This is a genomic window from Cupriavidus sp. Agwp_2, assembly GCF_040784895.1.
Classification (GTDB): Bacteria; Pseudomonadota; Gammaproteobacteria; order Burkholderiales; family Burkholderiaceae; genus Cupriavidus.
On record NZ_CP088083.1, the window covers coordinates 2,991,538 to 3,016,624 of the forward strand.

The 25,087-nt window shown below is 64.1% G+C and carries 21 protein-coding genes; 6 read left to right on the plus strand and 15 right to left on the minus strand.

What is annotated here, in order from left to right; genetic code table 11:
• Positions 1-25: 25 nt before the first annotated feature.
• On the plus strand, positions 26-1,213 hold the full coding sequence (locus LPA45_RS13990) for an acetylornithine transaminase (protein WP_116318018.1): 1,188 nt from the start codon (positions 26-28) through the stop codon (positions 1,211-1,213).
• A 253-nt stretch (positions 1,214-1,466) separates the two neighbouring features.
• Here the strand turns inward: LPA45_RS13990 and LPA45_RS13995 are convergent, their stop codons facing one another.
• The 8 genes from LPA45_RS13995 to ltrA all read right to left on the minus strand — a co-directional run bounded on the left by LPA45_RS13995 (position 1,467) and on the right by ltrA (position 10,427).
• The gene (locus LPA45_RS13995) at positions 1,467-2,183 is read right to left on the minus strand and encodes an ABC transporter ATP-binding protein (protein WP_116318019.1); all 717 of its coding nucleotides are present in this window, start codon (positions 2,181-2,183) and stop codon (positions 1,467-1,469) included.
• Between the two features lie 32 nt (positions 2,184-2,215).
• On the minus strand, positions 2,216-2,992 hold the full coding sequence (locus tag LPA45_RS14000) for an ABC transporter ATP-binding protein (RefSeq protein ID WP_317923522.1): 777 nt from the start codon (positions 2,990-2,992) through the stop codon (positions 2,216-2,218).
• A gap of 13 nt (positions 2,993-3,005) precedes the next feature.
• On the minus strand, positions 3,006-4,163 hold the full coding sequence (locus LPA45_RS14005; protein WP_116318021.1) for an ABC transporter ATP-binding protein: 1,158 nt from the start codon (positions 4,161-4,163) through the stop codon (positions 3,006-3,008).
• Between the two features lie 13 nt (positions 4,164-4,176).
• A complete protein-coding gene (locus LPA45_RS14010) occupies positions 4,177-5,112 on the minus strand; it encodes a branched-chain amino acid ABC transporter permease (protein WP_116318022.1) in 936 nt (311 codons plus the stop codon).
• A gap of 214 nt (positions 5,113-5,326) precedes the next feature.
• Positions 5,327-6,529 (minus strand): branched-chain amino acid ABC transporter substrate-binding protein, encoded by a 1,203-nt coding sequence (locus LPA45_RS14015; protein WP_116318023.1) that lies wholly within the window; start codon positions 6,527-6,529, stop codon positions 5,327-5,329.
• Positions 6,530-7,121: 592 nt separating this feature from the next.
• Entirely contained in the window at positions 7,122-8,087 is a 966-nt protein-coding gene (gene ispH, locus LPA45_RS14020; protein ID WP_116318024.1) for a 4-hydroxy-3-methylbut-2-enyl diphosphate reductase, read from the minus strand.
• Between the two features lie 37 nt (positions 8,088-8,124).
• Complete coding sequence (locus LPA45_RS14025) at positions 8,125-8,613, minus strand: peptidylprolyl isomerase (RefSeq protein WP_116318025.1); 489 nt, start codon at positions 8,611-8,613, stop codon at positions 8,125-8,127.
• A 110-nt stretch (positions 8,614-8,723) separates the two neighbouring features.
• Positions 8,724-10,427 (minus strand): group II intron reverse transcriptase/maturase, encoded by a 1,704-nt coding sequence (gene ltrA / locus LPA45_RS14030; RefSeq protein WP_317923523.1) that lies wholly within the window; start codon positions 10,425-10,427, stop codon positions 8,724-8,726.
• 1,178 nt (positions 10,428-11,605) lie between these two features.
• On the opposite strand from ltrA, the gene radC reads away from it, so the two are divergent.
• From radC to nadB, 4 genes are all read left to right on the plus strand, one after another.
• A complete protein-coding gene (gene radC, locus LPA45_RS14035; protein WP_116318027.1) occupies positions 11,606-12,292 on the plus strand; it encodes a DNA repair protein RadC in 687 nt (228 codons plus the stop codon).
• Positions 12,293-12,483: 191 nt separating this feature from the next.
• Positions 12,484-12,717 carry a 50S ribosomal protein L28 gene (rpmB, locus tag LPA45_RS14040; protein WP_006575661.1) on the plus strand — a complete coding sequence of 78 codons (234 nt, stop codon included), beginning with the start codon at positions 12,484-12,486 and terminating at the stop codon, positions 12,715-12,717.
• A gap of 13 nt (positions 12,718-12,730) precedes the next feature.
• Positions 12,731-12,901, plus strand: a complete 171-nt coding sequence (gene rpmG / locus LPA45_RS14045) for a 50S ribosomal protein L33 (protein WP_010814980.1) — start codon at positions 12,731-12,733, stop codon at positions 12,899-12,901.
• Between the two features lie 267 nt (positions 12,902-13,168).
• Entirely contained in the window at positions 13,169-14,761 is a 1,593-nt protein-coding gene (nadB, locus tag LPA45_RS14050; RefSeq protein ID WP_116318028.1) for an L-aspartate oxidase, read from the plus strand.
• Between the two features lie 74 nt (positions 14,762-14,835).
• On the opposite strand, the gene nadC is transcribed toward nadB, so the two are convergent.
• The 6 genes from nadC to purN form a co-directional block, all read right to left on the minus strand.
• Positions 14,836-15,699, minus strand: a complete 864-nt coding sequence (nadC, locus tag LPA45_RS14055) for a carboxylating nicotinate-nucleotide diphosphorylase (protein ID WP_317923527.1) — start codon at positions 15,697-15,699, stop codon at positions 14,836-14,838.
• Entirely contained in the window at positions 15,696-16,850 is a 1,155-nt protein-coding gene (gene nadA, locus LPA45_RS14060) for a quinolinate synthase NadA (protein WP_317923529.1), read from the minus strand. The genes nadC and nadA overlap by 4 nt, the downstream gene beginning before the upstream one ends.
• A gap of 135 nt (positions 16,851-16,985) precedes the next feature.
• The gene (locus LPA45_RS14065; RefSeq protein WP_116318031.1) at positions 16,986-18,176 is read right to left on the minus strand and encodes an acyl-CoA desaturase; all 1,191 of its coding nucleotides are present in this window, start codon (positions 18,174-18,176) and stop codon (positions 16,986-16,988) included.
• Between the two features lie 392 nt (positions 18,177-18,568).
• Positions 18,569-19,960 carry a mechanosensitive ion channel family protein gene (locus LPA45_RS14070; protein ID WP_116318032.1) on the minus strand — a complete coding sequence of 464 codons (1,392 nt, stop codon included), beginning with the start codon at positions 19,958-19,960 and terminating at the stop codon, positions 18,569-18,571.
• 59 nt (positions 19,961-20,019) lie between these two features.
• Positions 20,020-21,432, minus strand: a complete 1,413-nt coding sequence (locus tag LPA45_RS14075) for an RsmB/NOP family class I SAM-dependent RNA methyltransferase (RefSeq protein ID WP_116318033.1) — start codon at positions 21,430-21,432, stop codon at positions 20,020-20,022.
• Positions 21,429-22,097: a phosphoribosylglycinamide formyltransferase gene (gene purN / locus LPA45_RS14080; RefSeq protein WP_317923532.1), complete on the minus strand. Its 669-nt coding sequence runs from the start codon at positions 22,095-22,097 to the stop codon at positions 21,429-21,431. Before purN ends, LPA45_RS14075 begins: the two co-directional genes overlap by 4 nt.
• Before the next feature lie 265 nt (positions 22,098-22,362).
• On the opposite strand from purN, the gene LPA45_RS14085 reads away from it, so the two are divergent.
• On the plus strand, positions 22,363-23,022 hold the full coding sequence (locus tag LPA45_RS14085) for a response regulator transcription factor (RefSeq protein WP_011615962.1): 660 nt from the start codon (positions 22,363-22,365) through the stop codon (positions 23,020-23,022).
• Between the two features lie 55 nt (positions 23,023-23,077).
• On the opposite strand, the gene LPA45_RS14090 is transcribed toward LPA45_RS14085, so the two are convergent.
• Entirely contained in the window at positions 23,078-24,892 is a 1,815-nt protein-coding gene (locus LPA45_RS14090; protein WP_116318035.1) for a hybrid sensor histidine kinase/response regulator, read from the minus strand.
• Positions 24,893-25,087 lie beyond the last annotated feature (195 nt).

The window sequence follows — 25,087 nt, forward strand, 5'->3', positions numbered from 1 at the left end:
TTAAAGCCGACCCCTGGAGTCCGCCATGGCATTTGCTGAGTTTCCCGTCCAATCCCTGATGTACATCACCAACCGGCCCGAGCTCGTCTTCACCGAGGGCAAGGGCTCCTGGCTGACGGACCACAACGGCAAGCGATACCTGGACTTCGTGCAGGGCTGGGCGGTCAACTGCCTGGGCCATTCCAACCAGGGCATGATCGACGCGCTGGTCGAGCAGTCGAAGAAGATCATCAACCCGAGCCCGGCCTTCTACAACGAGCCGATGCTGCGCCTGGCCAGGCAGCTGACCGACAACAGCTGCTTCGACAAGGTCTTCTTCGCCAACAGCGGCGCCGAGGCCAACGAAGGCGCGATCAAGCTGGCGCGCAAATGGGGCCGCAAGCACAAGAACGGCGCCTACGAGATCATCACTATGGACCACAGCTTCCATGGCCGCACGCTCGCCACCATGAGCGCGTCGGGCAAGGCCGGCTGGGACACCATCTTCGCGCCGCAGGTGCCGGGCTTCCCCAAGGCCGAGCTGAACGACCTCGCCTCGGTGGAGAAGCTGATCACCGACAAGACCGTCGGCATCATGCTGGAGCCGGTGCAGGGCGAAGGCGGCGTGATCCCCGCCACGCGCGAGTTCATGCAGGGCCTGCGCGCGCTGGCCGACAAGCACAAGCTGCTGTTTATCGTCGATGAAGTGCAGGCCGGCTGCGGCCGCTGCGGCACGCTGTTCGCGTACGAGCTGTCGGGCGTCGAGCCGGACATCATGACGCTGGGCAAGGGCATCGGCGGCGGCGTGCCGCTGTCGGCGCTGCTGTGCAAGGCCGAAGTCGCCAGCTTCGAGGCCGGCGACCAGGGCGGCACCTACAACGGCAACCCGCTGATGACCGCGGTCGGCAGCGCCGTGATCGAGCAGCTGACCGCGCCGGGTTTCCTGGACGACGTCAAGGCCAAGGGTGAATACCTGAAGGAACAATTGCTGGCGCTGTCGGCCGAATTCGGCCTGGGCGGCGAGCGCGGCGAAGGCCTGCTGCGCGCGCTGCTGCTGGAAAAGGACATCGGCCCGCAACTGGTGGAAGAAGCCCGCGACATGGCGCCGCAAGGCCTGCTGCTGAACGCGCCGCGCGCCAACCTGCTGCGCTTCATGCCGGCGCTGAACGTCACGCACGAAGAGATCGACCAGATGATCGGCATGCTGCGCACGCTGCTGAAGAAGCTGGCCTGATCGTTCCGCGATCGCCAGACGACAAAAAGCCTCGCTTGCGCGAGGCTTTTTTCTTTGCGGTGACACGGCAACCCATGGACGCCGCAGAGGAGTGAGGGAGAGGGCCAGCACCGCAGAACCCGCGCACACCGGCCAGAGCCGGCCCGCGCGGGGCCCCGCGGCAAGGGGAAAGGCCTTGCGCCTGCGAGCGCCCGCCCTCTCCCTCACCCCTCTCGCGGCAGCGGGGTGTCGGAGGTGAGCGGCGGAGCGCCGCTTACTCGCCCAGGTAGGCGGCCCGCACCTTGGGATCGTCCAGCATCTGGCTGGCATCCCCGCTCATGGTGATCAGGCCGGACTCCATCACGTAGCCGCGGTGCGCGGCCTGCAGCGCCAGGCGCGCGTTCTGCTCGACCAGCAGCACGGTCACGCCCTGCGCCGAGATATCGCGCACGACCTCGAAGATCTTGTCGACCATGATCGGCGACAGGCCCATCGAAGGCTCGTCCAGCAGCAGCACCTTGGGCTGGCTCATCAGCGCGCGCGCCATCGCCAGCATCTGCTGCTCGCCGCCGGACATGGTGCCCGCCAGCTGGTTGGCGCGTTCCTTCAGGCGCGGGAAGATGCCGAACATGCGGTCGACGTCGGCCTTGATGCCAGCCTCGTCGTTGCGCGTGTAGGCGCCCATCTGCAGGTTCTCGGTGATGGTCATGCGCGCGAACACGCCGCGGCCTTCCGGCACCATCGCCAGCCCCTGCTTGAGCAGCGCGTAGCTGGGCACGCCCTTGATGGACTTGCCCATGTACTCCACGTCGCCGCCGGCCCAGCCCTGCAGGCCGGTGATGGCCTTCATGGTGGTGGTCTTGCCGGCGCCGTTGGCGCCGATCAGCGTCACCAGTTCGCCGTCCTGGATGTCCAGGTCGATGCCCTTGACGGCCTGGATGCCGCCGTACGCGACCTTCAGGCCGGAGATCTTCAGTACTGTCTGTTTCATTGCTGGCTGTGTCATTGCTTCTGCTCCCGCCATCAGTGCGCCGAGGTGCCGAGGTAGGCCTCGATCACCGCGGGGTTGTTCTGCACCTCGTGCGGCAGGCCCTGGGCAATCACCTTGCCGTAGTCCAGCACCGTCAGGCGGTTGCACAGCCCCATCACCAGCTTCACGTCGTGCTCGATCAGCAGGATGGTCCTGCCGTCGTTCTTGATCTTGTCGAGCAGGCCGCGCAGCTCGACCTTCTCGGTCGCGTTCATGCCCGCGGCCGGCTCGTCCAGCGCCAGCAGCTTGGGCTCGGTCGCCAGCGCACGGGCGATCTCCAGCCGGCGCTGGTGGCCGTACGACAGGTTGCGCGCGGTGAAGTTGGCGTACTTGCCGATGCCGACGTAGTCGAGCAGGTCATGCGCCATGTCCTCGATGCCCTCTTCCTCGCGGCGCACCGAAGGCGGCCGGAAGATCGCGCCGAACACGCCGGCCTTGGTGCGCACGTGGCGCCCCACCATCACGTTCTCCAGCGCGGTCATCTCGCCGAACAGGCGGATGTTCTGGAACGTACGCGCGATACCGGTCTTGGCCACCTCATGCACGGCGGTCGGCTGGTAGGGCTTGCCGCCGAGCACGAACTCGCCCGCATCCGGGGTGTACAGGCCGGTGATCACGTTGAAGAAGGTGGTCTTGCCGGCACCGTTCGGGCCGATCAGGCCATAGATCTCGCCGGTCTTGATCTGCAGGCCCACATCCGACAGTGCCTGCAGGCCGCCGAAACGCTTGTTGACCCCCTGTACCGACAGGAGGAAATCGTTGTTGCTCATGTTGTCCTCCTGGTCAGAAACGGCCCACGTTGCCCGCACGGCGAACCACCGGGCGGTCTTCCTTGCGCGGCGACGGCCAGATGCCTGCCGGGCGGTACAGCATCACGCCAACCAGGGCCAGGCCGAACAGCAGCTGGCGCAGGACCTCCGCGTCCACAACGACGTGGCCGAACAGACCATGCTGGACTGGCTCGGCCACCACGCGCAGCAACTCCTGGAAGCCCACCAGCAGCACGCCGCCCAGGATCACGCCCGGGATATGGCCCATGCCGCCCAGCACCACGATCGCCAGTACGTAGATCGATTCCCAAAGCGTGAACGATTCCGGCGACACGAAGCCCTGGAACGCACCGAACACCGCCCCAGAGGCACCGCCGAAGGACGCGCCCATGGCAAATGCCAGCAGCTTCATGTTGCGGGTGTTGATGCCCATGGCCTTGGCCGCGATTTCATCTTCACGGATGGCGACCCAGGCGCGGCCGATGCGCGAGGTCTGCAGGCGCAGGCACACGAACACGATCACGATGACCAGGAACACCAGCAGGTAGTAGTACATGAACACCGGCGTGAACTTCATCCCGAAAATCTCGTGCGATTTCGAGAAGTCGAAGCCGAAGATATGGACCGGGTCCACCGCCGTGATGCCCTTGGGACCGTTGGTGATGTTGACCGGGCGGTCCAGGTTGTTCATGAAGATCCGGATGATCTCGCCGAAGCCCAGCGTCACAATGGCGAGATAGTCGCCGCGCAGCTTGAGCGTTGGCGCCCCCAGCAATACGCCGAAGGTCGCGGCCACCAGGATCGCCAGCGGCAACACGAACCACATCGACAGGTGAATGCCGGTGGGGAACAGTTGCTGGATCCACTCGAACTGGTTCGCCAGGTGCGGCGAGCCCAGCAGTGCCATCATGTAGGCGCCCACCGCGTAGAACGCGATATAGCCCAGGTCAAGCAGGCCGGCAAAGCCCACCACAATGTTCAGGCCCAGCGCCAGCATGATGTACAGCAGCGCAAAGTCCAGCACGCGGACCCAGTAGTTGCCGCCCAGGGTCTGGACGATAAACGGCGCGCACAGCGCAATCACCAAAAAGCCAATCAGCGCGGCCAGGGTCTTGGTCGGAACCTTGGTCGGGGCCGCGACGGCGGCCGTGGATGGAATCGGGGTATTCATGGATTCGCTCTCCTCAGGCGCGGTCCGCCACGCGTTCGCCCATGATGCCGGACGGACGGAAGACGAGCACAGTGATCAGTACGATGAAAGCGAAGACGTCCTGGTAGTTCGAGCCGAACACACCACCGGTCAGGTCGCCGATATAGCCGGCACCCAGCGCCTCGATCAGGCCCAGCAGCATGCCGCCGACCATCGCGCCGGCAAGGTTGCCGATGCCGCCCAGCACTGCGGCGGTGAACGCCTTCAGGCCCGGGATAAAGCCCATGTAGAAGTGGGCGTTGCCGTAGTTGGTGGCCATCATCACGCCGGCCAGCGCGGCCAGCGTGGCGCCGATCATGAAGGTGGCGGAAATGACGAAGTTCGGGTTCACGCCCATCAGGCCGGCCACCTTCTGGTTCTCGGCGGTGGCGCGCATGGCGCGGCCGAGCTTGGTGCGGTTGACCAGCGCCAGCAGGCCGGACATGACCATCACGGCCAGGCCGATGATGACCATTTCCTTGCCGGTGATGGTGGCTCCGGTACCGCCGATATCGATCGGTTCCGACGGCAGCAGTTGCGGGAAGGTCAGCGGGTTGCGCGACCAGATCAGCATGCCCATCGTCTGCAGGATGATGGACACGCCGATCGCGGTAATCAGCGGGGCCAGCCGTGGCGCATTGCGCAAGGGCCGGTAAGCGATACGCTCAATCGAGTAAGACAGTACTGCACAGACCGGCATCGCAATCAATGTCGCGATCACCAGCGTCAGCCATTCGGGCAAGCCGGGGGCAAACTTCTGCAGACCAAGAATCGCTGACAGGGCGGTCAGCGCGCCGATCATCAGGACATCGCCGTGAGCGAAGTTGATGATCCCCAGAATGCCGTAGACCATGGTGTAGCCCAGTGCAATCAGCGCGTAGATACTGCCGAGCACCAGACCGTTCACGATCTGCTGGATAAAGATATCCATGAAAACTCCTGCTTCAGTCCCTTACCTGACGGCATGGTGTGGATGCCGGGGGGGACAATGATGTGGTGATGGGTAACGTTGCTGAGGTTGGATTGCTGGTAAGCGGCCCGCCATGCTCCATCCAGGGTAAGGATGCTTCTACATTAGGCGAGGCTAAAAAGAACGGCACCGCAAAATACTCACGGTGCCGTTCGGATGGGCCGGTAAGCCCAGATTACATCTTCACGACGTCGAGGACGGACTTCTTCTTGTCCTTGTACTCGTACAGCGTGATGGTGCCTTCCTTCATGTCGCCCTTCTCGTCGAAGGCGATGTTGCCGATCACGCCCTTGTAGTTGGTCTTGGGCATTTCGGCCAGGATGGCAGCCGGTTCGGTCGAGTTGGCGCGCTTCATGGCATCGACGACGACCATCACCGCGTCATACGTGAACGGTGCGTAGATCTGCACCGGCGCGTTGAAGCGAGCCTGGTAGCGCTTGTCGAAGTCCGCGCCGCTCTCCATCCGCGACAGGGCCAGGCCGGCCTCGGAGCAGATGATGTTGGTCACGGCATCGCCCGCCAGTTCGGCCACCTTGTCGGTACAGACGCCGTCGCCGCCGACGATCTTGGCAGGGATGCCCAGTTCACGGGCCTGCTTGGCGAACGGGCCACCGGTCGCGTCCATGCCGCCGTACATGATGACGTCCGGCTTCTTGCCCTTGATCTTGGTGAGAATGGCCTTGAAGTCGGTGGCCTTGTCGTTGGTGGCTTCACGCGCCACCACGTTCACGCCAGAAGCCTTGGCGGTCTTCTCGAACTCATCGGCCAGGCCCTTGCCGTAGGCAGTGGCGTCGTCGACGATCGCCACGCTCTTGGCATGCAGGGTCTTGGCAGCGTAGTTGGCCAATGCCGGGCCTTGCTGGGCGTCGGTAGCGACCACGCGGTAGGTCGTCTTGAAGCCTTGCTTGGTGTAGTCCGGGTTGGTCGACGACGGCGAAATCTGCACGATGCCGGCATCGCTGTAGATCTTGGAGGCAGGGATCGACACGCCCGAGTTCAGGTGGCCGACCACAGCCGCCACCTTGGCGTCGACCAGCTTCTGCGCCACGGCGGTGCCGGTCTTGGGATCGCCGGCATCGTCTTCGCCGACCAGTTCCAGCTTGATCTTCTTGCCACCGATTTCCAGGCCGGTCTTGTTGACTTCTTCCACGGCCAGGCGGGCGCCGTTTTCGTTGTCCTTGCCAAGGTGCGCGATACCGCCGGTCAGCGGGGCCGCGTGGCCGATCTTGACGACGACCTCGCCACCGCCCGCGGCAGGGGCTGCTGCGGCCGGCGCCGAAGAGGCCGCATCCGCCGGCTTCTCTTCCTTCTTGCCGCAAGCCGCTACCAGCGCCACAGCGGCCGCGATCGGCAGAATCTTGGCAAACGTGATTTGCATGAGTGATCTCCTAGGATTCACAAAAACAGGGATTTGCAACGCCTCCCGGACGTTTCCCTGGACCGCCTTTGTTTAGTTTCAATTTGAAACGCGCGCATTGTATCCCCTTTCTTTGCAGTTGCAATACGCGACGCAACAAGTCGACCGATTTACCCGTCAAATGAGCTAGGGAATTTCCCCAATGCACAGATTGGGGCAATTCCCGCTCACATGGCGGGACCGTCTCACATACTTACAAGAATCGTGCCCGCACCGCCCGCTGGCGGTATTAGGCGCGCGGTGCGCCACCCATAATGGACCCTAATTAATTAGGTATTTCATTTCAAATGCTATGCACCGATCTCTAATGTGCAGAATGTAGCGCCGCACCATAATAGGGAAAACCCCAGTTACGGGGATTACCCCTATTTGTCTGATTTGCCAAACACGCTGGTAATTCGTGCCGCAATGGTGCTGCACCGATAATGTGCATTGGAAGTCATAAGTTCGAATGATGGCGCGCCCGAAGACGCGCAAACAAAAAAGGGCGCCGCATTACGCGGCGCCCTTGCTCATGAGCGTGGGGAGATACGGGCCTGGTGCCCGCTGCCGCTCAGGCGGCGACGCTGGTCGGCATCAACCCCCGTGGCAGGGGGAACGCCATGTTTTCCTCGATGCCCTCCAGGGCACGCACCTGGCGCGCACCGAGCGCGCGCAGGCGGTCGACGATCGACTGCGCCAGCGCCTCGGGCGCCGAGGCACCGGCGGTCAGGCCGATGCGGCGCTTGCCGGCGATCCATTCCGGGCGCACCTGCTCCGGCGCGTCGACCATATAGGCCGGCACACCCAGGCGCTGCGCCAGCTCGCGCAGGCGGTTGGAGTTTGAGCTGTTGGGGCTGCCCACCACAATCACTACCTCGACCTGCGGCGCCATGAACTTGACCGCGTCCTGGCGGTTCTGCGTGGCATAGCAGATGTCCTGCTTCTTCGGCTCGCGGATCTGCGGGAAGCGCGCCTTCAGCGCGGCGACGATCTCGTGGGTCTCGTCCACCGACAACGTGGTCTGGGTTACGTAGGCAAGTCGCGTCGGATCGGCGATCTGCAGCGTGGCGACGTCGGCGACGGTCTCGACCAGCACCATGCCGCCGTTGGCCTGCCCCATGGTCCCTTCCACCTCGGGGTGGCCACGATGGCCGATCATCACGATCTCGCAACCTTCCGCGCGCATCTTGCTGACTTCGACATGCACCTTGGTCACCAGCGGGCAGGTTGCGTCGAACACGTGCAGGCCGCGCGCGGCGGCGTCCTCGCGCACCTCGCGCGACACGCCGTGGGCGCTGAAGATGACGGTGGCGCCGGCGGGCACCTCGTCGAGTTCGCGCACGAACACCGCGCCCTTGCTGCGCAGGTCGGCCACCACGTAGGCGTTGTGCACGATTTCATGGCGCACGTAGATCGGCGCGCCGAAGCGCGCCAGCGCACGCTCGACGATCTCGATGGCGCGATCCACGCCGGCACAGAAGCCGCGCGGCTGGGCCATCAGGATTTCGGCGTCGGGTGCGGTGGTCAGGTCAGGCATGCTGCGTATCTGGACGGGAGTCGGCACGTTGGCGCACTCAGAGGATGCCGATCAGCTGCACGTCGAACAGGATGGTCTGCCCGGCCAGCGGATGGTTGAAGTCGAACAGCGCCGCGGTCTCGCCGATTTCCTTCAGCACGCCCGCGTACTTGCCGCCGCCGGGCGCGTTGAATTCGACCAGGTCGCCCGGGGTGTAGTCTTCCTCGAACGAGCTGTTCTCGCGCAGCGTGGCCAGCGACACCCATTGCAGCAGCTCGGGATTGCGCGGCCCGAACGCGTGCTCCGGGGCGAGCCGGTAAGTCATGCGCTCGCCTTCCGGCATGCCCAGCAGCGCCTGCTCCAGCGTGGGCGCAAGCTGGCCCTGGCCGAGCAGCAGCGTGGCAGGCTTGTCGTCGAAGGTGCTCACGACCTCGGTGCCATTCTCGAGCGAGATGCTGTAGTGCAGGGTCAGGAAAGAGTCGGCCAGGACAGTCTTGCGGCCAGCCGTGCCGCCGTCGGCTTCCGACGCGAAAGTTTGCAAATTCATGGGTGATCAACCTGAGGAGGGTAGGAGCAAGCCATTGCTGGCCCACTCCCCCCTAAGAACCGTACGTGCGGGTTTCCCCGCATACGGCTCAAGCCTTCACAAAAATACCATCAAATCGATGGCACCGGCTTTACAACAGAAAGCCCGTGGTTATGCACTTGGACGTGACAGTTCGGATGCAACAGCACGCGGTTCCTCAGACCATCGGAGCCACCGCGTACGCGGTACTCGATGTGGTGGTCATGCCACCCAGTGTCCTTGGTCATCTTGCACTGACACAGAGCACACAAGCCCCGCTGGGACATGTACAGCTTGATCCACTGCTTTCGGTGCGCCATGCTGTCAAGCAGCCGCTCCTGTCGCAATGTTTCACCATACACCTCCTGCGCCGGATCAAAGGGGTTGTAATCCCCTCTGACCTTCTTGTGCCTTTGGATGGGCGTGCTCGCGAGCGAGTACAACTCAACCCATACCTCACTATCGACATCTTTCACTACTGTGGTGCCAAACACCCAGCTGCGCTGACCGACTGAGCCGAAGTACTTCTTCCGCACCCAATCCGCCTTCTTGCCTGGATGTCGCCGCTTGGCCCACCGCCATAGGGCACGAAATATGTCGTGCCCCAAACGGTTGAGGGCCGCCTTCGCCACTACGGCGCGGTGGTACTGCGCCCAACCTCTTAGCATCGGGTTCAGCAGTCGAATCAGCTCTGACTGCTTCACCGTCTTGTGGGCACTGATGACATCCTTCACCTTGCGGTAGAACGTCTGCACGTTCTTCCTGCTCGGCTTGATGAGCAGTGTTCCGGAGTACTTCCGGAAGTTCCACCCAAGAAAGTCAAAGCCGTCGGCTATGTTGACGATCCGCGTTTTCTCCGTTGATAGCGTCAGCCCTCGTACCGCCAGGAACTGCTCCACCCACGGCTTAACCTCGTTTTGTAGGATCTCTGGCGTAGTGCCCGTGATCACGAAGTCGTCCGCATAGCGCACAACATTCACCTTCAGCTTCCGCGTTTTGGCGACCCCCAGCTTCTTCTCGAAGGAAGCAACCAGTTGTCGTTCCAACCCGTTCAGCGCCACGTTTGCCAGAGTCGGGGAGATGATTCCTCCCTGCGGTGTTCCGGCTTCGGTCGCCTGAAACTGGCCCTGAAATACCACGCCAGCCTTCAGCCACTTGCGGAGGATGACTCTGTCCATCGGGACATTGCGCTCCAGCCAGTCGTGACTGATATGGTCAAAGCAACCTTTGATATCCGCCTCCAGTATCCATTGGGCTGAGTGCCCTCTGGACAGGTTGACGAACAGCTGTGACATGGCATCCGCCGTGGAGCGATTGATCCGGAACCCATAAGAATTCGAATCGCTCGTCCCTTCGGACACCGGCTCCAGCGCCAGCAGGTGCAAAGCCTGCATGGCTCGATCCAACATGGTCGGAATGCCTAGTGGGCGCTCCTTCCCGTTGGCCTTAGGAATAAAGACCCGCCGCAATGGCGATGGCCTGTACCCTCGGCGCTTCAACCGTCCGATGGCTTCCCACCGGACTTCAGGCGAGTCCCACAGTTCGCGATCGACGCCTGCCGTTCGCTTACCTTGGTTCTCCGTCACTCGCTTTACCGCCGATGCCTTGGCGGAAAACGAGCGGGTCAGAGACCGTTGCAAGGCTTTCACCCTGCGCCAGTCCCCTTCCTGTGTTGCCTTCGCAATTCGAATCTGCATTGCCCGGACGTTCCGCTCCACTTGGCGCCAATTGATGGCATCCCAGCGTTGCGGTGCGCCGGAGAGCGCAGATTTATCCTCACGGATAAATGCTTCCATGCTGCTCTCCTATCTTGAGGTCTTCCCCCAAAACGCAGAGACAACATGCCCCCTGAGGGGCATATTGCCCCTCAGGGTAAGAAATTTCGGTTTCAAGCGGGTTAGCCAGTCGTCCTGCGACGAAAGACCAGTTGGAAGTCTGCCCGCTTTCGCGTGAGGTGATGTTTCAACCCCTATCCGAATCATTACAACCCGGCGTTCGCTTTCTCCAACCTCCCATACCCGCACAGCCAACAGCGTTCCTTACGGTTCGCCTGCCTGAGCCGCACTGCGCTCGGGCAGCCATACGGGCTTACCACGTTCCCTGCACGCTACAAGACCGGGTTAGGGTCTGCCTCTTCGCCGATGGTCTAGTGACGACGTGCTCCGAATGTCCAGCGGAGCAACCGACCAAATACCGTTTTGGTTAGTGCCTGTCAGCAGCTTTGGCACCGCAATACTCACGACGTTTATCAGCAGTTCACTTCCGTTACCCATACCAGTCAGCCTAGCTCCTCGACCCCATGGCTGCTCGGAGTCTCTACCAGAAGACCTCACGGTCCTCTGGCACCCTTACGGGGGCTACATTGTCAGGAGAGCTTCATACCCCACCGTTGCCAGTGACGCATGTCTCCCTAGGCTACTGCTAGTCGCATAGCAGGTTCTCTATCAAAGCGCCCTCGCGGACGTGTCTGACCGAACCATAGCGTGCAGAGCTTTCGCTCCGCCTGAACCCTACCTGCCGGTCCGACTGGACCGGAAATGCAAATGCTCCGCCTTGTGGGCAGATGACATTCGCCCACTTGGCGTTTGGTGGCCAACGTGGCCACGTTCAAACTTGATGCCAAACTTCGGCATGTAAAGCCATTGTCCACTCTTAGAAAGTGGACAATGCCACGCCCGAGGGCGTGGTTCGCGCCTTTGGGCGGGCACTGGCTGGTAAGCCAGTACTGCAAGCAACGCTTCTCAGATAACTCTGAAAAGTGAGCAGGCGCTAGCGGCGTAAGCTATGGTGGGCTTCGTTTCACTAGCATGTGGGAGTACTCTCCCAGGGTCGATGCGTCTAACGCGACGCGGACGGACACGAGTGTGCGTGTCGCACGAACAACCCGTATTGTATTCGACTGGCCCATCGCCCGCCGCGCCGGAGCCGTATCCCCCTTCCAGCCCTCCGGGCGGCGGTCCAACCCCGAACGCCCATGACCATTGCCAATTGGCCCGCCTGCGAGCGGCCGCGCGAAAAACTGCTGGAATGCGGCGCCGCCGCCCTCTCCGACGCCGAACTGCTGGCGGTGTTCCTGCGCGTGGGCGCAGCGGGCAAAAGTGCCGTCGACCTCGCCCGCGAACTGTTGCACCGCTTTGGCTCCCTGACCGCCTTGTTCGCGTCCGAGCCGGGTGCATTGGCGGGCATCAAGGGCATGGGCGCAGCCAAATACGCGCAGTTGCAGGCCATTCCCGAGCTGGCGCGGCGTGCCCTGGCAGAATCGCTGCGGCTGCCGACCGGCTTCGACTCGCGCGCCGCGGTGCACAACTACCTGCGCCTGACGCTGGCATCGCTGCCGCATGAAGTCTTTCTGTGCCTGTTCCTCGATCCGCGCAACCGCATGATTGCCAGCGAAGAACTGTTCCGGGGCACGCTGACGCGCACTGCCGTGTATCCGCGCGAGGTCGCGCGCCAGGCACTGATGCATAATGCAGCCGGCGTGATCGTGGCGCACAACCACCCCTCCGGCACGACTGCCCCGAGTCGTAGCGACGTGCACCTGACGCACGAGCTGGCACGGACGCTTCAACTCCTGGATGTGCGCCTGCTTGACCATTTCATCGTTGCCGGGCAGGAAATCCGCTCATTGGCCGACTCCTGTGAATGCCTGCCTGGACTGTGACGCATGCAGCACAGTGCTGAACGGGACACAACACCCGCTTCCGGTGACGCACAGAAGGCATTGATTCACCGAGGGATTCCGGTCTATAATTTACGTTTCACTGAAGTCTCAACCGCTGCAGTCCGGGCCCGCGCGCCTTTTGTTGATCTGTTGCGAACATTGTCCACGAATAGAAGATTTAGGAGTGCTTCATGGCACGCGTCTGTCAAGTGACCGGGAAAGCGCCGATGGTCGGCAACAACGTTTCCCACGCAAACAACAAGACCAAGCGCCGTTTTCTGCCCAACCTGCAGAATCGTCGTTTCTTCGTTGAGTCCGAAAACCGCTGGGTGAGCCTGCGCGTCTCGAACGCCGGCCTGCGCCTGATCGACAAGAAAGGCATCGACTCCGTGCTCGCCGACCTGCGCGCACGTGGCGAAGTCTAATTAGGAGCACATCATGGCAAGCAAGGGCGGCCGCGACAAAATCAAGCTGGAATCGACCGCAGGTACCGGTCACTTCTACACCACGACCAAGAACAAGCGCACCATGCCGGAGAAGATGGAGATCATGAAGTTCGATCCCGTCGCTCGCAAGCACGTCGCTTACAAGGAAACCAAGATCAAGTAATTGATCCGGTATCCTGACGAAAAGCCCCGCCTTTGTGCGGGGCTTTTTGTTGCTCGCTCGTTTTTATTGCGAGCGCTGCGCGCGCGACGTTGGCACCCACAGACGGCAAGAAGCGCGCCGTTCGGCACAGCACTACGGGCACCGCACCCTTCCGGCGCGATCACCGCCCAGCCCGCCCCGGTGTACTGGTGCACGGTATGGCGCGCACGGTGTAGACTTTGCCGTTTCCCCCATCCGCCTGGCGCCCTCCGGCGCTCTCTCCGCACCATGAATTTCGACGTCGCCATCGTCGGCAGCGGTCTGGCCGGCCTTACGGTCGCGCTGCAACTGGCCGACACCCACCGGGTTGTCATCCTCAGCAAGCGCGCCATGACCCAGGGCGCCAGCGACTGGGCGCAGGGCGGCATCGCCGCCGTGCTGGATTCCGGCGACAGCCATGACGAGCATACGCAGGACACGCTCGTTGCCGGTGCGGGACTGTGCGACGAAGAGGCAACGCGCTTCATCGTCGAGCACGGGCGCGAGGCGATCCAGTGGCTGATCGACCGCGGCGTGCCCTTCACGCGCGACGAGCAGGCCGAACTGGGCTTCCACCTGACCCGCGAAGGCGGCCACAGCCGTCGGCGCATCATCCACGCCGCGGACGCCACCGGCCACGCGGTGGTCAGCACGCTGCTGCAGCAGGCCACGCAACACCCCAACATCACCATCCTGGAAGACCATTTCGCGATCGACCTGATCACGTCGCCCAAGATGGGACTGCCGGGCAACCGGTGCTATGGCCTTTACGTGCTCGACGACAACACCGGCGCGGTGCACACCCTCACCGCCACGCATACGGTGCTGGCCGCGGGCGGCGCGGGCAAGGTCTACCTGTACACCACCAACCCTGACACCGCCACCGGCGATGGCATCGCCATGGCGTGGCGCGCGGGCTGCCGGGTGTCGAACATGGAATTCATCCAGTTCCATCCGACCTGCCTGTACCACCCTTACGCCAAGTCGTTCCTGATTTCCGAGGCCGTGCGCGGAGAAGGTGGCCTGCTCAAGCTGCCCGACGGCACCCGTTTCATGCCCGAGCACGACGAGCGCGCCGAGCTGGCGCCGCGCGACGTGGTCGCGCGCGCGATCGACTTCGAGATGAAGAAGCGCGGCCTGGACTGCGTCTACCTGGACATCAGCCACCAGCCCGAAGCCTTCCTGAAGGAACACTTCCCGACGATCTACGCGCGCTGCCTGGAGCTGGGCATCGACATCACGCGCGAGCCGATCCCGGTAGTGCCGGCCGCGCACTATACCTGCGGCGGCGTGGTCACCGACACCGCGGGCCGCACCGATATCGGCAACCTGTACGCAGTGGGCGAATCCGCCTGCACCGGCCTGCACGGCGCCAACCGGCTGGCCTCCAACTCGCTGCTCGAATGCATGGTGATCGGCCGCGCAGCGGCGGAAGACATCGCCCTGAAGGACAAGGCCGGCGCCCCCAAACTCACGCTGCCGGCATGGGACGAGAGCCGCGTGTCCGATGCCGACGAAGAAGTGGTGGTGTCCCACAACTGGGATGAACTGCGCCGCATGATGTGGAACTACGTGGGCATCGTGCGCACCAGCAAGCGGCTGGAACGCGCGCAGCACCGCATCGGCCTGCTGCGCGAGGAAATCGCGGAGTATTACGCCAACTTCCGCGTGACGCGCGACCTGCTGGAGCTGCGCAACCTGGTGGAGGTGGCCTCGCTGATCGTTGACAGCGCGTACTCGCGGCATGAAAGCCGCGGACTGCATTTCAGCCGGGACTATCCGGATGCGCTGCCGAAGGCGCTGCCTACGGTGATGCAACCGCCAGCCGCTCGCAAGCGCTGAGCGCCGTCCAGCAACAAAAAACGGGGTGCGAGCCTGAGGGCTCCACCCCGTTTTGATCTTGCGCTGGCGATGCGTCAGCCGATGATACGCAGCGAGTAATCCGTCGCGCGCACGTCCTTGGTCAACGCGCCCACCGAGATACGGTCCACGCCAGTCTCGGCAAAGGTGCGGATGGTCTCGGCATTGACGCCACCCGACACTTCCAGCAGTGCCCTGCCCTGGTTGATCTTCACCGCGTCCTGCATCATCGGCACGGTGAAGTTATCAATCAGCACCGACTTCGCGCCGGCTGCCAGGGCTTCTTCCAGCTCAACCAGCGACTCCACCTCGACCTGCACCGACACATCGGTATCGAGCGCCAGCGCCGCCTGCATCGCCGCGGTGATGTTGCCGGCCGCGGCGATATGGTTTTCCTTGATCAGGATGCCGTCGTACAGCGCCAGCCGCTGGTTCTCGCCGCCACCGATGCGCACCGCGTACTTTTGCGCGAGGCGCAGGCCGGGCAACGTCTTGCGCGTATCCAGCACGCGCGCACGGGTGCCGGCGATCAGGTCGGCATAGCGGCGCGTCACGGTGGCCACGCCGGACATCATTTGCAGGAAGTTCAGCGACGGACGTTCGGCGGTCAGCAGCGAGCGCGCCGGGCCGGTGATCTCGCACACCACGGAATCCGGCGCCATCCGCGCGCCTTCTTCCTGCAGCCAGCGCACTTCCAGCGCCCGGTCGACCGCACGCATGCAGGCGTCGAACCACGGCTGTCCGCACAGCACGGCCGGCTCGCGCACGATCACGCGCGCGTGCGCGGACTTGCCCGCCGGCACCAGCAAGCCGGTCAGGTCGCCACTGCCGACATCCTCGGCAATGGCGGCCTGCACATTGGCTTGCAGCGCTTCCTGGAGCGCCGCGCCATAGCTGTCGAAAATCGGATTCACGCTCATGCCGGACCGATCCCCTGGAACAGCGCCTGTTCCTTCGCCAGGTCGGACGACGGACGCACGTTGCGCTTCTGCGCGGCAGCGAAGTCGAGCATCCGGTTGATGCACGTCACCGCCTTGGCGCCGATGACCGGGTCGACGTGGATCTCGTTGCGGCCGGTCTCCAGCACTTCTGCCAGATTGGTCAACGCGTTCATCGCCATCCACGGGCAGTGCGCGCAGCTCTTGCAGGTCGCACTGTTGCCGGCGGTCGGCGCTTCGATGAAATGCTTGCCGGGCGCGGCCATGCGCATCTTGTGCAGGATGCCGTTGTCGGTCGCGACGATAAACTCGGTTGCGTCCAGCTTCTGCGCGGCTTCGATCAGCTGCGAGGTGGAGCCGACCACATCGGCCTGCGACACCACGTTTTCCGGCGATTCCGGATGCACCAGGATCTTGGCGTTGGGGAATTCACGGCGCAGCAGGTCCAGCTCGATGCCCTTGAACTCGTCGTGCACCAGGCACGAGCCCTGCCACAACAGCATGTCGGCACCGGTCTGCTTCTGGATATAGCTGCCCAGGTGCTTGTCGGGTGCCCACAGGATCTTCTTGCCCTGCGCATGCAGGTGCTCGACGATCTTCAGCCCGATACTCGAGGTCACCATCCAGTCCGCGCGCGCTTTCACCGCGGCACTGGTGTTGGCGTACACCACCACGGTGCGATCCGGGTGCGCGTCGCAGAAGGCGGCAAATTCGTCGGCCGGGCAACCCAGGTCGAGCGAGCAGGTCGCATCCAGGTCCGGCATCAGCACGGTCTTCTCCGGGCTCAGGATCTTGGCGGTCTCGCCCATGAAGCGCACGCCGGCCACCACCAGGGTCTTGGCCTCGTGGTCGCGGCCGAAGCGGGCCATTTCAAGGGAGTCGGAGACGCACCCGCCGGTTTCTTCGGCGAGGTCCTGCAGGTCGGCGTCGACGTAGTAGTGCGCCACCAGCACCGCGTTGCGTTCCTTCAGCAAGCGGCGGATACGTTCCTTGAGCGACTGCCGCTCATCGGGCGTCAGCACCGGCGGCACCTTGGCCCAGGCATGGGCCACGCAGCTGCCGCCAGTGGCGTTTTCGGCATCCGCCAGGTTCGGCTTTTCGAACTCGACGGTCTTGATCGATTGTGGGGTCATCTCCTGGTACTCCTGGTACTCCTCTAGACCTCCGCCAACAGGGTGCGGCCGGCCAGAACATGGGGGAGTTTATCTAAAACAAAAGCCCCGCCATGGGCGGGGCTTTGTCAAACCATACGGCGCGGCCGAATTGTATCAGGCGTAGCGGCGCAGGCGCAGCGAGAAATCGTGCAGCGCCTGGATACCGCTGGCCTCGGCGCGGTGGCACCAGGCCTGCAGCTGCTGCAGCAGCTGCTCGCGCGTCAGGTTGGAACGGCCCCAGATGGCGGCCAGTTCACGGCGCATTTCGACGAAGGTCTGCAGCGCCTTGTTCTGCTCGACGATGCTCGCCAGCTGCTCGCGCTGCTGCGCTGCCAGCTTGGTTTCCTCGCGGTGGAACCACTTGCCGGCGGGCTTGAAGCTGCGGTACTCGGCGACACGGCCTTCCTTGAGCTTTTCCAGTTCCTGGCGGAACGCACCCTTGACGGCCTTGGCGTAGCGCGCCATCACGTCATAGCGGTTGGCGATGATGGCTTCCAGCGTGTTGTGGTCGACCGGACGGGCTTCCACCAGGCGCGCCTTGGGCGGGGTCTTCTTGACCTTGGCCAGGCCGACGGCCTGCATCGCGCGGATATAGCCCCAGCCCACGTCGAACTCATACCACTTGATCGAGAATTTGGCCGAAGTCGGATAGGTGTGGTGGTTGTTGTGCAGCTCTTCACCGCCGATGATCAGGCCCCACGGCGACACATTGGTCGACGCGTCTTCGCAATCGTAGTTGCGATAGCCCCACCAGTGGCCCAGGCCATTGATGATGCCGGCGGCATGGATCGGGATCCACAGCATCTGGACCGCCCACACCGACATGCCGATCACGCCGAACAGCGCCAGGTCGATGATCAGCATCAGGCCGACGCCCTGCCAGCCGAAGCGCGAATACACGTTACGCTCGATCCAGTCATTGGGGCAGCCATGGCCGAACTTGGCGATGGTTTCCTTGTTCTTGGCCTCGGCACGGTACAGCTCGGCGCCTTCCAGCAGCACCTTGCGGATGCCGCGGGTCTGCGGGCTGTGCGGATCGTCTTCCGTTTCGCACTTGGCGTGGTGCTTGCGGTGGATGGCAGTCCACTCGCGCGTGACCATGCCGGTGGTCAGCCACAGCCAGAAGCGGAAGAAATGCTGGGCGATCGGGTGCAGGTCCAGCGACCGGTGCGCCATGCAGCGGTGCAAGAAGATGGTGACGCCAGCGATGGTGATATGCGTCACCACCAGGGTGTAGATGACGATCTCCCACCAGGCCCAATTGGCAAGGCCGTTGGCGGCCCAGTCAAGAATAGTGTCGAACAAACTGTTCTCCGTCGGTTAAACAGGGACTTTCCCGTGCAGGCCGGCGGTGCCGGTGCACACAACGCGCAGAAAAAATAGCTGCGAATCTATTGATTGCGATAGCTGTCTGGCGCTTGCCTCGGGACCCGAAGTCGTTCCGGGCTCCCTGGCAACGCGAGTCTGGCGCCGGCCGTGGCTGGCGGGACAAGGTACGAACCGCTGCAATCTGGCGGTTGTCTGATGTGGGAGCGGATTGTCTCAACCCGCGACAACCCGGCATTCTACCGGATTGGCGAAGGCGCAAGCATACGCTATTTCCCGGATTTGGACGGGGCGCAACGGTTTTCGTTCCGTGGGTGCCGAACTCGCCGCCCGCTTCAATCCTGCAAGACTTGTGACGCTCAGGTGACAGTCTAGGTGGCGTTGGCAGCTTCCGGCAAGGCACTTGCCTTCGGCGCGCCTGGCCCCGGCATGGGCGCCTCGTGCATCACACGCAGTTCCCGCTGCGGATACGGGATCGAGATGTCATGCTCGCGCAGCGTGCGCCAGATGGCGCGGTTCATCGCGGACTGCACCCCAAGCTTGCCATTTTGCGGATCGGCGACATAGACGGCGACCTCGTACTCGATGCCGCTGTCGGCGAACAACACCAGGAAGGCCGCCGGCTCCGGCTCCTGCAGCACGCGCGGCAGGTCGCGCACGCAGTCGGTCAGCAGCGCGATCACGGTCTCGGGATCGGCGCTGTAGTCGGCCTGGACGCGCGTCGCCACGCGCACATTGGTATTCGAGAACGAATGGTTCTGCACCGACTGCGCCACCAGTTGCTCGTTCGGCACCAGCGTTTCGCCGTCGCCGTTGCGGACCACGGTATAGCGGGTACGGATCTGCGACACGATGCCGGTGTACTTGTCCACCGTAATCTGGTCGCCCAGCTTGACCGAGCGGTCGAGCAGGATGATGAAGCCGGAGATGTAGTTGCTGGCGATCTTCTGCAAACCCAGGCCCAGGCCCACGCCCAGCGCACCGCCGAACACCGACAGCACGGTCAGGTCGATGCCGACCAGCGACAGGCTCAGCAGCAGCGACACCAGCAGCAGCAAGGCCTTGGAGATGCGGGTCAGCACCACCTTGAGGTTGACGTCGAGGTTGGCCGAGCGCATCAGCCGCTCTTCCAGCCAGGAGCCGAACCACATCGCCACCAGCACCGTCAGCAGGATCCAGACCACCGCCATCAGCGTGTCGGCGAGGCTGATCTTCTGCTTGCCGCCGATCGAGAAGCGCACATCCTGCATCCACCCGACCACGTCCGACAGCACGCCCACCACATAGAGCGCCATGCCGACCCACACCAGCGTGGTCAGCACCTTCTCCACCAGCAGCAGCATGCCGTGCAGCTGCCCGCTGCCTGACATGACCCGCCGCAGGATATAGAAGGCGACGTTCAGCGCGGTAATGCCGAACAGCGGCACCAGCGCCAGCCGCAGCACGCTGATGGGGATCAGCGGCTCCAGCGCAAAGCGCGCGATCATCACCAGCACCCACCCTGCCAGCGGGAACATGGCCCGCTCCAGGCTGGCGGCGGCAAAGCGCAGCGAGAAACTGGAGCTGGCGTAGCGCGCCTCGAGCCGGCGCACGACGTAGCGCCCCAGCGGCCACGCCACCGCGAGGCATCCTGCCAGCACCAGCAGTTGCCAGAAAAAGCCCGGGCCGCCGGCATCGCGGATCAGGTCGTCCAGCATCTTGCCGAACATCGAATGGGAGGCCTTCAGCTCGCCGCCCAGGCCGGACAAGGTTTCACCGTTCATCGGGGAGACTCGGGGTTGGACCGCCGGCCCGCTGCATGCACGGGCGGCGGCCGCAGGCGTCAGCTGGTGCGTTCCAGCACCGCGGCGAAGAAGCCGTCGGTCTGGTGCAGATGCGGATACAGCGCGAACATGCCGCTATCCGCGGCCAATGCGGGCACTTCGATCTTCTGGTCGGCCAGCACCTCGCTGGCCGGGACCAGGCGGAAGTTGGGATGCGCGGCGAGGAAATCGCGCACGATGGCTTCGTTTTCGGCTTCGAGCACGGAGCAGGTCGCGTAGACCACGCGGCCGCCGCCCTTGACCAGGCGCGCTGCCGAGTCAAGGATCGCGCTCTGCTTAGCGGTCAGCTCCAGCACCGCTTCCGGCGTCTGGCGCCATTTCAGGTCAGGGTTGCGCCGCAGCGTACCCAGCCCGCTGCACGGCGCATCCACCAGCACCCGGTCGACCTTGCCGGCCAGGCGCTTGATCTTGGCGTCGCGTTCGGAGTCGATCAGGACCGGATGGACATTGGACAGCCCGCTTCGCGCCAGCCGCGGCTTCAGGTTGGCCAGCCGCTTTTCCGACACGTCGAAGGCGTACAAGCGGCCGGTGGAACGCATCGCGGCGCCCAGCGCCAGCGTCTTGCCGCCCGCGCCGGCACAGAAGTCGACCACCATCTCGCCACGCTTCGGTGCCACCAGGTTGCACAGCAGCTGGCTGCCCTCGTCCTGCACCTCGACCAATCCGTTGACGAAGATCGGCAACTGGTTCAGCGCCGGCTTGCCGGCCATGCGGATGCCGGCGGGCGCCATCGGCGTCGGCTCGGCACCCAGGCCGGCGGTCTGCAGCTCGGCCAGCGCCGCGTCGCGGCTGGTCTTCCCGAGGTTGACGCGCAGGTCAAGCGGCGCCGGACGCAGCCAGGCATCGCCCAGCGCAGCGGTAAATTCTTCGCCGTGGCGGCGCACCAACTCGTCGTACAGCCATTCGGGCAGGTTGGTGCGCACGCGCGGAGCCAGGCTGGAGCGCTCGATCGTGGTCAGGCGGTCCAGCCATTCGGCCTCTTCGGGGTGCAGGAAGGGCGACAGAACATCGCGGCCCAGCGTGGCCGCCAGGCCCAGCAGCGCCAGGCGGCGCGAGCTCGCGCCCGTGCCGCTTTCGGCAAATTGCGCGAACTCGACGCGCCGGCGCAGCACCGCATAGATGGCCTCGGCGATGATGCCGCGCTCGCGATGGCCCAGCTTGCTGTTTTCGCGGAAGTAATAGCTCACCACGGCATCGGCCGGGCGCGCGAACAGCATGACCTTGCCAAGCAGGCGGTCGATATGCTGGATATGCGTGGCATGCAGCCCACCGTGCATGCGCGGCGCGCCGTCGCGGCCGGCATTGCCGTTGACGGGCTTGCGAATGGGGCTGCCCTTGCCCTTGCTCTTGCCGCGCGGTGCCGCATGGCCCTCGCTGCGGTTGGGACGGTTTCCTGCCTGGTTGCGGCTCATGCCTGGACTCCTGCCGCCGGGGTATGGGCGGAGATGGCCATCAGCAATTGCGGCTCGGCCGGGTTGATAACGTTGACTACGCCGTCCTGCAACTGCAGGCGGTTTTCGACAAACCAGCGAACGGCGCGGGGATAGATCTGGTGCTCGCAGGCGAGCAGGCGCTCGGCCAGGCTTTCAGGCGTGTCGGACCGCAGCACATCAAGTGCCGCCTGAATCACTATCGGACCATGGTCGAGTTCCGGAGTGACGAAGTGCACGGTGGCGCCGTGCAGCTTGACGCCGGCGTCCAGCGCCTGCTTGTGGGTGTTCAGCCCGGGGAAGCACGGCAGCAGCGACGGGTGGATATTCAGCAACCGGCCCGCATAGCGGTCGACGAAGCCCGGCGTCAGGATGCGCATGAAGCCGGCCAGCACCACCAGATCGGGGGCGTGGGCATCGATCGCCTCGGCCATCGCGGCGTCAAACGAGGCACGGTCGGGGAACTGGCGATGGTCGACCACGCCGGTGGCAATGCCTTGCTGCTGCGCGAATTGCAGCCCGGCGGCATCGGGCCGGTTCGACAAAACCGCTGCCACGCGGGCGGGCCAGCCGCCCCCCGCGCAGGCACGGACGATGGCTTCCATGTTGGAGCCACGCCCGGAAATCAAGATGACAATTTTTTTCATCGCGCAATTCTACCAAGGCGAGGCACTAAACTCCGGTAAAGCGAACCCATTAGGCGCTTAATTCACCAGATCGGGACAAGCCGCAATGTCTCTAACATGTGACGGTGGGGCCGTATACCCCGATTGATGGATTGTGACGCATCGCCCCCTCTGCTAGAGTGGGCGCTACGTCCACGCGCCAATCCTGTGCATGGTTTGATCGACACAGTGCTCGCAACGAGCGGGTGACAACAAGGACGAAACGGGAAATTAGACGGGAATTCGCATGTCGAACGCTGCACCGACGTTGTTGGTGGTCGATGATCATCCTATGGCCTTGTCAGGCACCACGGCTTTTCTTGCCGAAGTCATGCCGGATGTTGCGGTACACGCCGCCGGCAGTGCCCGCGAAGCGCTGACGAGCCTGCAGCAGGGGTTGCGCCCCGATATCGTGCTGCTCGATATCTGGCTGAACGACGGCACCGGCTTCGATGCCATGCAGTCGTTCAAGACCGTCATCCCGGGGGCGCGCTTTATCTTCATGTCTGCCGAAGCCACGCCTGAAATCGTCGGCCGCGCCCGCGCGCTGTCGGCATGCGGCTTTGTCGGCAAGCATCTCGATGCCAATGCCTTCACCGCCGCGGTGCGCAAGGTGCTGGCGGGCGATACCTCTTTCCCTACCGATGAAGCCCTGAACGGGCGGGCCCAGTCGTTCGGCCCGGCGCACGGCATTCCTGTCACGCCGGCCGAGCTGGGCCTGACGCCGCGCCAGGGATCCGTGCTGGCACTGGTGCTCGAAGGCCTGCCGAACAAGGTGATCGCGCGCCGGCTCGGGCTGACCGAGAACACGGTCAAGGAGCATGTCTCGGCGATCCTGCAGCGCCTGGGCGTGCGTACCCGCATGCAGGTGATGTCGCGGATGGAGCGTTTCCGGCTGCGCCAGTAAGGCGCCGCTCTGCAACTCTTTCCCTTTCCCTTCCCCGAACCAACCCTTCCCCAGCCTAAGCCGGACGCAGCCAGCGCCGCAGCAACATGCGCAGCGACGCCGGGTCGACCGGCTTGGGCAGCACGAAATACCCCGCCTCTTCCGCCGCCGCCAGCGCGGCCGATTTCAGGTCGCCGGTCAGCAGCGCGCTGCGCGCCTGCGGCTGCGTGTTCTGCCAGCGCTCCAGCAGGTCCAGCCCATTTTCGCTGCCCGGCAGCCGCAGGTCGCAGAAGATAATGTCCGGGCGCAGGCCCTTGGCGAACAGCTTGTCGGCCTCGGCGCCGTGCGCGGCGCAGGCCACCTCGATACCCCACGCTTCCATCAGCGCGATCCACGCCTTGCGGATCTGGCTGTCGTCGTCGACCACCAGCACCGTCCCCTGCAGCCGGTCGGGCTTGGCTTCCTCGGCCTGCGCCATGGCGCGCATCGCGCGCACGCTGGCGACGGTATCGGCCGGCACCGGGGCCAGGGCGAACCAGAACACCGAACCCTTTCCCGGCACCGAGCGCACGCCATAGGTGCCGCGCATCAGCCGCACGCACTCCTTGAAGATCGCCAGGCCAAGGCCGAGGCCCTGCGACGGGTCGCGCTGCGGGTTGTTGACCTGGTAGTACGGCGAGAAGATCTCCGGCAGGTGCTCGGGCGTGACGCCGGCGCCGGTATCCCACACCTCCAGCCGCACGTGCTTGCGGCGCTGGCGCGCGGTCACCAGCACGCCGCCGCGCTGGGTATAGCGCAGCGCGTTCTGCACCAGGTTGAACAGCGCGCGGCGCAGCAGCACCGGCTCGGCCATCGCGTACAGCTCATCGGGCACGCGCGGCGTCAGCATCAGGCCGCTTTCGCGGGCGTCGGCGGCGAACTGGCTCATGACATCGCTGATCAGCGCGCCCAGTTCGCACGGCTCCAGCGTCGGCAGGACCTTGCGGCCTTCCAGCTTGGACAGGTCCAGCAGCGAGCGGAACAGCAAGTCGATGGTCTGCGTGCCGGCCGCCACCTGCTCCACCAGTGGATGCAGCGACGACGACTGGTTGCGCGCGCGCAGCGCCTCCACCAGCATCACCAGCGCATGCACCGGCTGGCGCAGGTCATGGCTGGCGGCGGCAAGGAAACGCGATTTTTCTTCGCTGGCATGCAGGGCGCGCTCCTTTTCTTCCTGGAACTGCTTGGCCAGCCGCCGGCTGTCGCCTTCAAGCTGGATCGCGCGAACCAGCGTGCCCTGCAGGTTGAAGGCATGACGCGACAGCATCAGCGCGTAGATCACCAGCAGGCCCTGTACATAGGCGCCATGGCCGGGGAAGGCAAACTCCGCCATCAGGATGTTGGGCACCAGGATCGGCACGCCGGCGTACACCAGGTTGGACGGCACCGGCGCCTGCGATACCGCGCCACCGGCCAGCACGCCAAGCGTCAGCAGGTACAGCACGCTGGAAAACACCACCGAGCCTGTATACAAATGCAGCAGTGCCGAGCTGCCCCAGGTCACCCCGGTCAGCAGCGCCAGCACGCGCATGTTGTTCCACCACTTGCGCGTATGCGCGGAACGGCTCATCGACGCGCCGTCGCGCTGGTAGCCGAAATGGAACCACAGCCCGCCCGCCGTCAGCAGCAACATGATCGCGCACCAGCCCAGCAGCGCCGCGTGGCTGACCTCGTCCCAGAATCCCAGCGTGGTCAGGGCCGGCAGCAGCACGGAAGCGACGATGGCGGTCAGCGCATTCTTGTGCACGATGGCCATCAGCTTGGCGCGGGTCTCGACATCAAGCTCGCCGCTCGCTTGCGGCAGGATACGGGGGAGAAGCCGGGACAGGAACCGGTTGGGCAGCGCGTTCAAAAGTGGCTGGCTTGAAATGGCGGACTCAGCGGGGCGGTGCAACCAAGAAAGCGGTGAAAAATGGCGTGTCCCGGGCGATTTCAACATATGTGACGCCGGAGTGACACTCAAGTGGTGCATATCATGCCGCCTTTTGCCGCATCGCGCCATGCCGGGCGCGCCGGTTGCGGCACAAAAACAGCAGCTTAGTGCACA